At 49.6% G+C, this 11072-nt stretch carries 11 protein-coding genes; all 11 read left to right on the forward strand.

Going from position 1 to position 11072, the window contains the following annotated elements; translation table 11 throughout:
- The first annotated feature begins 37 nt into the window (after window positions 1–37).
- Complete coding sequence (locus tag WMO65_RS16075; protein WP_033139872.1) at window positions 38–1078, forward strand: DctP family TRAP transporter solute-binding subunit; 1041 nt, start codon at window positions 38–40, stop codon at window positions 1076–1078.
- 17 nt (window positions 1079–1095) lie between these two features.
- Window positions 1096–1575 (forward strand): TRAP transporter small permease, encoded by a 480-nt coding sequence (locus tag WMO65_RS16080; protein ID WP_033139871.1) that lies wholly within the window; start codon window positions 1096–1098, stop codon window positions 1573–1575.
- Window positions 1575–2858 carry a TRAP transporter large permease gene (locus WMO65_RS16085; protein WP_054351468.1) on the forward strand — a complete coding sequence of 428 codons (1284 nt, stop codon included), beginning with the start codon at window positions 1575–1577 and terminating at the stop codon, window positions 2856–2858. The genes WMO65_RS16080 and WMO65_RS16085 overlap by 1 nt, the downstream gene beginning before the upstream one ends.
- A gap of 15 nt (window positions 2859–2873) precedes the next feature.
- A complete protein-coding gene (locus WMO65_RS16090; RefSeq protein ID WP_033139869.1) occupies window positions 2874–3731 on the forward strand; it encodes a transketolase in 858 nt (285 codons plus the stop codon).
- 19 nt (window positions 3732–3750) lie between these two features.
- Complete coding sequence (locus tag WMO65_RS16095) at window positions 3751–4686, forward strand: transketolase family protein (RefSeq protein ID WP_118743562.1); 936 nt, start codon at window positions 3751–3753, stop codon at window positions 4684–4686.
- Window positions 4687–4717: 31 nt separating this feature from the next.
- The gene (locus tag WMO65_RS16100) at window positions 4718–5476 is read left to right on the forward strand and encodes an SDR family NAD(P)-dependent oxidoreductase (protein WP_033139867.1); all 759 of its coding nucleotides are present in this window, start codon (window positions 4718–4720) and stop codon (window positions 5474–5476) included.
- Between the two features lie 103 nt (window positions 5477–5579).
- Window positions 5580–6308: a FadR/GntR family transcriptional regulator gene (locus WMO65_RS16105; RefSeq protein WP_033139866.1), complete on the forward strand. Its 729-nt coding sequence runs from the start codon at window positions 5580–5582 to the stop codon at window positions 6306–6308.
- Between the two features lie 145 nt (window positions 6309–6453).
- Complete coding sequence (gene rpiB, locus WMO65_RS16110) at window positions 6454–6891, forward strand: ribose 5-phosphate isomerase B (protein WP_033139865.1); 438 nt, start codon at window positions 6454–6456, stop codon at window positions 6889–6891.
- Between the two features lie 36 nt (window positions 6892–6927).
- A complete protein-coding gene (locus WMO65_RS16115) occupies window positions 6928–8154 on the forward strand; it encodes a 6-phosphofructokinase (RefSeq protein ID WP_349064483.1) in 1227 nt (408 codons plus the stop codon).
- A gap of 18 nt (window positions 8155–8172) precedes the next feature.
- A complete protein-coding gene (fba, locus tag WMO65_RS16120; RefSeq protein WP_103732559.1) occupies window positions 8173–9108 on the forward strand; it encodes a class II fructose-1,6-bisphosphate aldolase in 936 nt (311 codons plus the stop codon).
- A 146-nt stretch (window positions 9109–9254) separates the two neighbouring features.
- Window positions 9255–11018 carry an EAL domain-containing protein gene (locus tag WMO65_RS16125; RefSeq protein WP_148391896.1) on the forward strand — a complete coding sequence of 588 codons (1764 nt, stop codon included), beginning with the start codon at window positions 9255–9257 and terminating at the stop codon, window positions 11016–11018.
- The last annotated feature ends 54 nt before the right edge of the window (window positions 11019–11072 follow it).

The raw sequence follows: 11072 nt of genomic DNA on the forward strand, positions 1-11072 counted from the left end.
GATGCTAAAAAACGGGGGGACACTAAAGGAGGTATTTATGAAAGCTAGGGTGTTAAGCCTGCTGACTGCCGGAGCCGTTATGACAGGGCTGCTTACGGGGTGCAGCGGCGGAACGAAGAATGTGGAGGCTTCCGGGGAAGCCGGAAAAGGGTATCAGAAGATTGAACTGGTCATGGCAGTGAACGGAACGGACATTCAGATCGACTCCAGAGTGGCGGACAAATTTGCGGAACTGGTGGAGGAGGCATCCGATGGAAATGTGACCATAGCCGTCTATCCCAACGACCAGCTTGCAGGAGGAAACTCCACAAAGGGAATTGAGATGATCGCAGGCGGAGGCGTGGATCTGGCAGCCTATGCCACATGTGTTATGGCAGTCATTGACGAACAGCTTTCCGTGGCAACGATCCCGTGGATCTTTGATGATTACCAGCATGCCAGAGAGATCATTGACAACACCGGAGGGGAATATTACGCGGAGCGGCTGGAGGCAAAGGGAATCACCTATCTGGGCTCTTTCCACAACGGTTTCCGCCAGATTACCAACAGCAAGCGTGAGGTCCGCACACCGGAGGATGTGAAGAGACTGAAGATCCGAGTGCCGGGCAGTGAAGTCTATATGAAATTCTTCAAGACCTTAGGGGCAGACCCGGTGGCCATGAGCTGGAGCGAAGTCTTCACAGCCATCCAGCAGGGAACCATCGACGGACAGGAGAACGGTATCTGCATTACAGAGTCCGCCAAGATGGATGAGATCCAGGACTACCTCACTTTATGGAACTATACATATGAGAACGACCTGTTTGTAGCCAACACAGAGATCTGGGAATCCCTGGAGCAAAAAACAAGGGACCTTCTCCAGGAGAAGGCAAAGGAAGCCTGTGAGTGGGGAAGAGATACTGTGGAGCAGGAGGAGGCTGACATTGTGGAGGAGTTCAGATCCGAGGGTATGACCGTGACAGAACTGACGGAGGAAGAACTGGATGCTTTCAAGGAAGAGATCAGCGGCGTGAAACAGGAATTTATTGAAAAATACGGCGAGAAAGCCTGCGAAGCTTTCCGGATAGAGAGCGAATAGGAGAGGGAGGAAATAAAATGCGGATATTTGACAAGATAGAGGAGATACTGGCGGCGGCCTGCCTGATCGTTATGACGATCCTCACATTTGCGAACGTGGTTGCCAGATACCTGTTCAGTGCATCCTTTTCTTTCTCGGAGGAGATCACCACATATCTCTTCGTACTGCTGAGTATGCTGGGTACAGCCATAGCGGCAAAGCGGAGAGCGCACCTGGGACTGAGCATTGTGACCGACGCAGTCGGGCCGAAGGCAGAGAAGGTGCTGAAGATCATCGGTTACTTTGTGGCAGTTTTGTTTACCGGAGCTATTTTCTACTATGGAATCCTTATGGTGAGGAATCAGAGGATTCTGGGACAGGTCACAGCAGGCATGCAGTGGCCGGAATGGATCTTCGGTTCCTTTGTGCCGATCGGTGCATTCTTTGCGACAATACGGTTTATACAGGTTCTGATAGAAGAGATTAAGAGAAATCCGGAAGAGGAGGTAAGCAAATAGTGGTAGCAGCAATTCTATTTATCAGCTTCGCCGTACTGCTTCTCATGGGAGCGCCCATAGCTGTGTGCCTCGGTACCTCCAGCGTGGTAGCTATGATTGCCCAGGGGGCAGGAAGACCGCTGGATACGGTAATGAGCAGTCTTCCCATGATCGTGTCGGCGTCAACCAGCAAATTCGTATTACTGGCAATTCCTTTCTTCATCCTGGCAGGAAACATCATGGAGAAAGCGGGAATATCTGAGAAACTCATCAAACTGGCCGAGGCCTGTGTAGGACATATCAGAGGCGGACTTGCCATTGTATGTGTCATCGTTGCCTGCTTCTTCGCGGCAATTTCCGGTTCAGGCCCGGCAACCGTGGCGGCACTGGGAGTTATCATCGTGCCGGCCATGATCAAATCAGGCTATAAACCTGCGTTTTCCGCAGCGTTAATGGCAGCGGCCGGAGCCATAGGGGTCATCATTCCTCCCTCCATAACCTTTGTGGTATATGGCTCCATCGCCGATACATCCATCGGGGACCTGTTTATCGCAGGACTGGTACCGGGTCTCCTGATGGGATTCGCACTCATGGTAGTGGCGCTTCTGGTAGGAAGAAAATCCGATCTGAAGACACTGCCGAAGGCCAGCAGAAAAGAGCGCTGGCTGGCATTCAAGGATGCTTTCTGGGGACTCATGATGCCGGTCATCATCCTGGGCGGTATCTACGGCGGTATCTTTACCCCCACAGAGGCCGCGGCGGTATCTGTGGTATACGGTCTGTTTGTAGGAATCTTTATTTACAAGAAAATAAGGCTGAAAGAATTCTATGCCCTGCTTCTTGATACCACATCCACAACAGCCACCGTCATGTTCATCACAGCGGCAGCCAGCCTGTTTGCCTATGTGCTCACAAGGGCAAGACTTGACGTGGCAATCAGTTCCGCACTTCAGAATGCCACAGGCGGAAATGTAATTGTCTTCTTCATTATAGTAAATATTATCCTGTTGATTGCAGGATGCTTCCTGGATTCGACCTCAGCGTTATATATCTTTACCCCCCTGTTCGTACCGGTGGCACAGGCGCTGGGCGTGAATCTGATCCACCTGGGCGTTGTGATGATCGTCAACCTGGCAATCGGACTTTTCACACCTCCGGTAGGTGTAAACCTCTATGTGGCCTGCGGTGTGGGAAATGTAAATCTGAAGCAGATATCAAAAGCAGTTGTATCACTGATCATAGCGGCATTGATCGTACTGCTGTTAGTAACCTATATACCTAAAATCTCATTATTATTCTTATAAAAAGGAGCGAGGAATATGAAAAATGTAAGTGTTGAAGAACTGGAGAGACAGAGTATTGAACTGAGGAAAAAGGTGATCACCATGATCCACAAAGCAAAATCCGGACATCCCGGCGGCTCCCTCTCCGCTGCTGACTTTGTGACAGCCCTGTATTTCAGGGAGATGAATCTGGACCCGAAGAACCCGAAATGGGAAGACAGAGACCGCTTTGTATTGTCAAAAGGCCATGTATGCCCTGTACAGTATGCGGCTCTGGCAACGCTTGGATTCTTCGATGAATCCGTGCTTGGCACCCTCCGCCAGGAAGGTTCCATTCTGCAGGGCCATCCGGATATGAAAAAATGTCCCGGCATTGATATCTCCACAGGTTCTCTCGGCCAGGGACTTGCCTGCGGCGTAGGAATGGGAATCGCAGCGAAAAAGGACAACAGGGACTACCGCGTATTTGTGGTCGTAGGCGACGGCGAATGCCAGGAAGGTGAAATCTGGGAGGCAGCCCAGACTGCGCACAAATATGAGCTGGATAACCTGGTAGTATTCGTAGACAACAATAATCTGCAGCTTGACGGCACCACAGATGAGGTCATGCCCAACATCAACCTGGGTGAGAAATTCAAGGCATTCGGATTCGATACCTATGAGATCGACGGACACGATATGAAGCAGATCGTGGACACTCTGGACAGAATCCGCATGAGAAAGAACGGAAAACCAAAATGCATCTTTGCCAACACAGTAAAAGGAAAAGGCGTTTCCTTTATGGAGAACCAGTGCGGATGGCACGGAGTGGCACCAAATGATGAGCAGTATGCGCAGGCAATGAACGAGCTGGACGCGCAGCTTAAAAAACTGGAAGTCAGAAAATCAGCATAAGCGGATGGAGGATAAGAATATGAGCGAAGTAAAGAAAGCGACCAGAGATGGCTTTGGTGAAGAGATTGTAAAGCTGGGCAAACTGGACAATGATATATATGTAGTGGACATAGATATAGGCAAATCCTGCAAGACAGGAGAGTTCCGCAAACAGCTCCCCAAGCAGTATCTGAATGTGGGCATAGCGGAGCAGAACGCAGCCGGTGTTGCGGCAGGTCTTGCGACCTGCGGAAAAATCCCGTTTGTAGTGACCTACGCGGTATTCGGTTCCCTGAGGATGTGCGAGATGATCCGCCAGGAAATCTGTTACCCGAAACTGAATGTGAAGATCGCGTGCTCCCACGGCGGCGTTACCCCTGCCAATGACGGCGCAAGCCATCAGAGCATTGAGGACATGGGTGTTCTGCGCACCATACCCAACATGACCGTGCTCATGCCTGCAGACTATCATGCAGCAAAAAAACTGGTAAAAGCAGCGGCAGAATATGAAGGGCCTGTGTATCTGCGTTTTACAAGGGATGCGATTCCGGTCATCTACCCGGAAGACGCAGAATTTAAGATTGGAAAAGCCAACAAATTAAAAGAAGGAAAAGATATTTCTATCATTGCCAACGGCGATACCGTTTCCATCGCATTGAAAGCGGCAGAGCAGTTAGAGGCACAGGGTGTATCCGTGAAACTGCTGGATATGCACACCATCAAACCTCTGGACACAGATGCGGTTATGGAGTGTGTCAATGAGACCGGTAAGATCATCACAGTGGAAGACCACAACATCATGAACGGCCTGGGCAGCGCAGTCAGCGAAGTGGCAGCAGAGACAGGCAGATGCATGGTAAAACGCATCGGTATCCGGGATCAGTTCGGACAGTCTGCTCCTTATGAGAGGCTGCTGGAAATGAACGGAATCACAGTGGAAAATATTGTGGAGACAGCAAAAGAATTAGTGAAATAAGTATGAGAAGAATTATCAGGAGGATAAGAAAATGTTTGATTTTGACGGACAGGTAGTAATCGTAACAGGAAGCGGCTCACCGAAAGGAATCGGCAGGACCATTGCAAAAACTTTTGCAAAACAAAAAGCAGCCGTAGTGATTGCGGATATGAATGAGGCCGGTGTACAGGACACCGTAAATGAGATCAGGGCAGAGGGCGGAGAGGCTATGGGAGTGACGGTAAATGTCACAGATGAAGCATCCGTACAGAAAATGGTGGATGACATCATGGACGCCTATGGCAGAATCGACGTGCTGATTAACAACGCAGGTATTTCCCAGAAGGTGACGGTTGCGGACATGACACTGGCAGATATGAGAAAGATTTTTGAAGTCAACATGTTCGGCCTGTTCCTCTGCACACAGAAGTGCATGAAGGTAATGCGTGACCAGAAATACGGAAGGATCGTTAACCTGTCCTCTGTATCTGCCAAAAGAGGCGGCGGCGTATTCGGCGGAGCACACTACTCAGCATCCAAAGCGGCTGTACTTGCATTTTCCAAAAACCTTTCCAGAGAGATCTCTGCAGAAGGCATCACCGTGAACAGTGTCTGCCCGGGACTGATCAACACAGAGATCTGGAAATCACTTCCCAAAGAAGATGCAGATAAGATCATTGACGGAATCCCCATGGGCCGCCCCGGTGAGACACAGGAAGTGGCAAATGCCATTGTATTCCTGGCATCCAGAGAAGCGTCCTATATTACAGGCGAAGAGATCGACATCAACGGCGGTTCCCATATGGATTAACCAAATGCAGACACCCCCTTATTTTATCCGGCTGTAATAGACAAAATCTGATTTTTATGGTAGTATGTTGGTTGTAGGATAAACCGATAAAGGGGTGAGTAGAATGCAGAACATCAGTTATTTAAAGAAAGTAAACAGTGAATCGGTAGTGCAGCAGGTGATCAATGCGCTGACGGAGGCCATGCTCAACAGGGAACTGCGCCCCGGGGATAAGATTCCCACAGAGGCGGAACTGGCTGAGAGCATGGGTGTGGGAAGAAATTCCATCCGGGAGGCCATTAAGATCCTGGTATATCTGGGAGTGCTTGAAATCAGGCGGGCAGAGGGAACCTTTGTCTGTGAGGGATTTTCTGAGAGCATGATAGACCCTATGATTTACGGTATTATTTTAGACAAAGAGGATTCATATGAAAATCTTATGGAACTGCGTGAACTGATAGAAGTTGGTGTGATGCAGCTCGCCATGCAGAAGATTCAGGAGGCCGATTTACATATACTGAAAGAGAAGCTGAACCGCATGGAGAAAGAGATAGAAAAAGGGCCGGAGAACGTAGAGAATGCTTTCCTGGCTGACAATGAATTCCATAATACCATATCAGATATGGGAAAGAATCCCCTGGTGAATAAGATCAACCAGGTGGTGCGGGTGCTGACATATTCCATGAGGATGAAGACAGTGGAGACAATGATCAAGACTGGAAGAGGCCGGGAATTATTTGAGGCGCACCAGAAAATCTATGAGATGATGGCAAACAAAGTAACAGACAATCTGAATACGGCTGTAAGAAAAACATATTTTGCTGATATTCCATTTACGGATACAGAGAAATAGCCCTCGTTCAAAACAATTTCCGCTTACAGCCATTTGATTGATGCCCTGTCCATTCATTGCCCGGAGTATGTTTGTATGCAGACGCACTCCGGTGAGTGGACGGGGTATTTTTACATTAATATGTAATGAGAGAAGGAGGAGGCCCATGATAGCGATTGCATGTGACCATGGCGGATACGATTTGAAACTGGAGATCATCCGTTACCTGAAAGATGAAAATATAGAATATATAGATCTGGGATGTGAGGGCAGGGATGCAGTGGATTATCCTGTCTATGCCAGAAAAGTGACAGACGCCATAAAGAGCGGCACCTGTGAGAAAGGAATCCTGATCTGCGGAACCGGCATCGGAATCTCCATAGCTGCCAATAAGGTGCCGGGCATCCGGGCAGCCCTGTGTACGGACTGTTTCTGCGCGGAGGCCACCAGGCAGCACAACAATGCCAATGTCCTGGCCCTGGGCGGCAGAGTGGTGGGGCCCGGCCTGGCGGTGAAGATCGCGGATACGTTCCTCCACACAGAATTTTCAGGGGCCGAACGGCACCAGAGGAGAATTGATCTGATAGAAGGGGACAAAGCCTGAACAGACAGGCTGTGAAAAACGGAGGTATTTTTGATCATGGAGTTAAAGAATATACTGGTCGGCCAGTCCGGAGGGCCGACGGCTGTCATCAACAGCAGCCTATACGGTGCTGCGGCCCAGGCGAGGCTGCACCCGGAAAAGATAGGAAAATGCTTCGGCATGGTGAACGGAATTGAAGGATTTTTAAAGGGAAAAGTCCTGGATCTTGACGAGGCGCTTCCCGGCGATGAGCTGAAAGGGCTTCTGACCACCCCCGGAGCCTATCTTGGTTCCTGCAGATATAAGCTGCCGGAGGATCTGGAGGACCCGGTGTACAGGACACTGTTTGAAAAGTTTGAGGACATGGGCATCGGATATTTCCTCTATATCGGCGGAAATGATTCCATGGATACCGTGAGCAAGCTGTCGCGGTACGGGAGAAAGATGGGCAGCAGTATTGTAGTGCTTGGGGAACCGAAGACCATTGACAATGACCTTGTCCTCACAGACCATACGCCGGGTTTTGGCAGCGCTGCCAGATATGTGGCATCCACAGTGCGGGAAATCTGCGTTGACGCAGGCGTATATGACACCAGGTCCGTCACGATCGTGGAGATCATGGGCCGTCATGCAGGCTGGCTGACAGCCGCAGGGGTGCTGGCAAGGAAATTCAGGGGAGACAACCCTCTGCTTGTATATCTGCCGGAGGTGCCCTTTGACCAGGAGGCGTTCCTGAAAAAGGTGGAGGAGTGCTTTTCCGTGAACAATGCGGTGGTCGTGTGCGTCTCAGAGGGAATCCGTGACAAAGACGGTGTATTTGTATGCGAATACGACAGCGAGGCCGGACTGGACAGTTTTGGCCACAAGATGCTGGCAGGCTGCGGGAAATACCTGGAGCGTCTGGTGCGGGGAAGACTGGGTGTGAAGGCCCGCTCCGTGGAATTAAATGTAAGCCAGCGCTGCTCTGTCTCCATGCTGTCAGCCGCGGACCAGCAGGAGGCTGTCATGGCAGGCAGATACGGTGTGCAGGCAGCTCTTGAGGGGGAAACAGGCAAAATGATCTCCTTCATCAGAAAAAGCGATGCACCCTACAGCCTGTCCTGTGGTCTGGAGGATGTGGATCATATCTGCAACCGGGAAAAAACGGTTCCCCTGTCCTGGATCACAGGTGACTGGACAGATTTGGGAGAGGAATTTTTGACATATGCAAAACCGCTTGTAAAAGGAAACGTGCAGGTCCCCGTGGATGAGGACGGCCTGCCGCTGTTTGTCTGCAGAAAATAGGAGAAGGAGAAGTTTATCATGGGATTAGTGACAACAAAGGATATGTTTCAGAAAGCTTATGAGGGCGGCTATGCCATCGGAGCCTTCAATGTAAATAATATGGAGATCGTACAGGGTATCACAGAGGCGGCAGGAGAGCTGAAGTCTCCGGTCATCCTCCAGGTGTCCAAAGGCGCAAGGGCATACGCCAACCACACCTATCTTGTGAAACTGGTGGAGGCTGCCCTCATAGAAAATGATATCCCCATGGCCCTCCATCTGGACCACGGCCCGGATTTTGCAACCTGTAAGGCTTGTATCGACGGCGGTTTTACATCCGTCATGATCGATGGCTCACAGTACGATTTTGAAAAGAATGTGGAGATCACCAGACAGGTAGTGGAATATGCCCACGAAAAAGGTGTAGTGGTAGAGGGGGAACTGGGAAAACTGGCAGGTGTGGAGGACGATGTAAAAGTGGACGCCTCTGACGCCATGTACACGCATCCCGATGAGGTGCAGGAGTTCGTGGAGCGCACAGGCGTGGACTCCCTGGCCATCGCCATAGGCACCAGCCACGGCGCCTTCAAGTTCAAGCCGGGCCAGAAACCTCAGCTCCGGTTTGATATATTGGAGGAGATCACAAAACGCCTTCCCGATTTCCCCATTGTCCTCCACGGAGCCTCCAGTGTGTCCCGGGAGTATGTGAAGATCATACAGGAAAACGGAGGAGAACTTGCTGACGCCATAGGGATCCCGGAGGATATGCTTCGTCGTGCTGCAAAATCCGCTGTGTGCAAGATAAACATTGATTCAGATCTGCGCCTTGCCATGACAGCAGGCGTCCGGCAGGTACTGGTGCAGAAGCCCTCAGCCTTTGACCCCAGGGAATATCTGAAAGCCGGAAGAGCCAATGTCAAAGAACTGGTGGCACATAAGATAGTGAATGTTCTGGGCAGTGACCACAAGGCCTGACCTGAACGAAACAAACCGATGGTTTAGACGGATCTCAGCCGGAACCATCGGTTTGTTTCCGTGTACGATTTTTTATTTATAGGTTGATTAAGTAAAGGAATAATTATAAAATAACTTTATAAGTCGCACATAATCGAGGAAAAGTTATGCATTGGAATATAGTGGCGGAGTGTATTTCCGAAATCAACCTTATCATCATCTGGTTTTATTCAAGGAAAAGTAATCTGGTTCCTTCACTCAGGAACCGTCTGTTTCAGTTCTGCTTTTTTGTGACTTTTTGCGCCATGTCCTTCAACATTGCGTCAACAGTCATGATCGCCTATCCTGAGAAATTCCCCTGTTTTCTGACCTGGCTGGTCACAACGGTTTATTTTGTTGCCACCCCTCTCATGGGCATGGCTTATTTTTTCTACACTCTGGCTGCTGTGTTTGAAAATAAAGGAAATACCATGAAGATCATTATATGGACATCTCTGCCCGGGACAGTGTATTTCCTGCTGGTGATCATGAATCTGTTTTCAAATGTATTATTCAGCATCTGCCCCGACGGCACATATACACGGGGACCTCTGATCTCCGTTACATATATTATCTTTTATCTGTATGGTGTGGCAGCCATGGCGGTGGTTGTGATATGGAGAAAATATATGGAACCGGCGATCAGAAGGATACTTGTCATATTTCCCATGATCGCGCTGCTGGTCATCATTGTACAGCAGCTTTATCCCACTGTGATCCTCTCCGGTTCGGCGGCGACCTGCGCGCTGCTGATCATTTATCTCTATCTCCAGAACAAACAAAATTCCGTAGACTATCTCACGGGGCTGCCCAACCGGCAGGAGTTCCTTAAAATGATAGAGCTGCTGATCAGAAAGTCCAAATATTTTAATATCACGGTCCTCTCCTTAAGAGGATTTAAGCGGATCAATGATACCTATGGGCAGCATAACGGGGATCTGTTTCTGCAGGAGATTGCATCTTACCTTAAAAGCATTTCAGAACCTCACTGTCTGTACCGTTTCGGCGGCGATGAGTTTGTCATTTTGTCTTATGGGCCGTTTGATGCCAGTATGAGTCATAATGTGAAGAAACTGGAGCAGAGAATGCAGCAGCCCTGGATATCAGGGGAAAACAGTTGTGTCATTCCGGCGGTCATCGGTGTTGTGGGATATCCGGAATGCGCCAACACAGCGGAGGATTTGATCAGCGGGATTGAATACGCTGTCTCCATGGCAAAGGCGGCATCTGACACGAATGTCTATTACTGCGGCCACGAGATGCTTGCCTCCCTGAGAAGGCGCCGGAAAATAGTGGAGATACTGGAGGAGAACCTGAAGAACAACAGCTTTTCCGTCTATTATCAGCCTATCATTTCCACAGCCACAGGTAAATATACGGTTGCAGAGTCTCTGCTGCGCATACCGGATTCCCCCCTTGGCCCACTCTTTCCCAATGAGTTTATTCCTGTTGCGGAGGAGACAGGGATGATCGTGGAGATCACCTACCAGATACTTGATAAGGTATGCAAATTTGTGAACCGGCTGTCTGAGAACGGCATTGAGTTTGACGGAGTGCATGTGAACTTCTCCGGACAGCAGTTTTCCCAGATTGGGCTGGCGGAAAAGGTGGAGGGAATCATTGAGGCAAACCATACACCTTTTTCCAAGATCAAGATTGAGATAACCGAGAGCATACTTGCCGACAATGCGGAGACAGTAGAAGAGTTCGCCCTGGAAATGCAGCAGAGGGGCATTCTGATCGAGCTGGATGATTTCGGAACAGGTTACTCCAACATCGTATCCGTGATGAACACTCCCCTGGATACCGTCAAGCTGGACAAGAGCCTTGTCTGGTCTGCCATGGAGAAAAAGGAGACGGCAGCCATGGTTGATATGATACCTCTTAAGTAGACAATGGAAATAACCAAAAGCTACTTAGGAGGTATTTTTATGTCCAAATCACCA

The sequence above is a fragment of the Blautia caccae genome (genome assembly GCF_040095955.1).
Taxonomy (GTDB): Bacteria; Bacillota; Clostridia; order Lachnospirales; family Lachnospiraceae; genus Blautia; species Blautia celeris.

What these genes read in the sequence shown, in the direction of transcription:
- rpiB (WP_033139865.1), top strand. Translation starts at nt 6,454, where the DNA reads ATGATAGCGATTGCATGTGACCATGGCGGATACGATTTGAAACTGGAG.
- WMO65_RS16100 (WP_033139867.1), top strand. Translation starts at nt 4,718, where the DNA reads ATGTTTGATTTTGACGGACAGGTAGTAATCGTAACAGGAAGCGGCTCA.
- WMO65_RS16090 (WP_033139869.1), top strand. Translation starts at nt 2,874, where the DNA reads ATGAAAAATGTAAGTGTTGAAGAACTGGAGAGACAGAGTATTGAACTG.
- WMO65_RS16080 (WP_033139871.1), top strand. Translation starts at nt 1,096, where the DNA reads ATGCGGATATTTGACAAGATAGAGGAGATACTGGCGGCGGCCTGCCTG.
- WMO65_RS16115 (WP_349064483.1), top strand. Translation starts at nt 6,928, where the DNA reads ATGGAGTTAAAGAATATACTGGTCGGCCAGTCCGGAGGGCCGACGGCT.
- WMO65_RS16075 (WP_033139872.1), top strand. Translation starts at nt 38, where the DNA reads ATGAAAGCTAGGGTGTTAAGCCTGCTGACTGCCGGAGCCGTTATGACA.
- WMO65_RS16125 (WP_148391896.1), top strand. Translation starts at nt 9,255, where the DNA reads ATGCATTGGAATATAGTGGCGGAGTGTATTTCCGAAATCAACCTTATC.
- WMO65_RS16105 (WP_033139866.1), top strand. Translation starts at nt 5,580, where the DNA reads ATGCAGAACATCAGTTATTTAAAGAAAGTAAACAGTGAATCGGTAGTG.
- fba (WP_103732559.1), top strand. Translation starts at nt 8,173, where the DNA reads ATGGGATTAGTGACAACAAAGGATATGTTTCAGAAAGCTTATGAGGGC.
- WMO65_RS16095 (WP_118743562.1), top strand. Translation starts at nt 3,751, where the DNA reads ATGAGCGAAGTAAAGAAAGCGACCAGAGATGGCTTTGGTGAAGAGATT.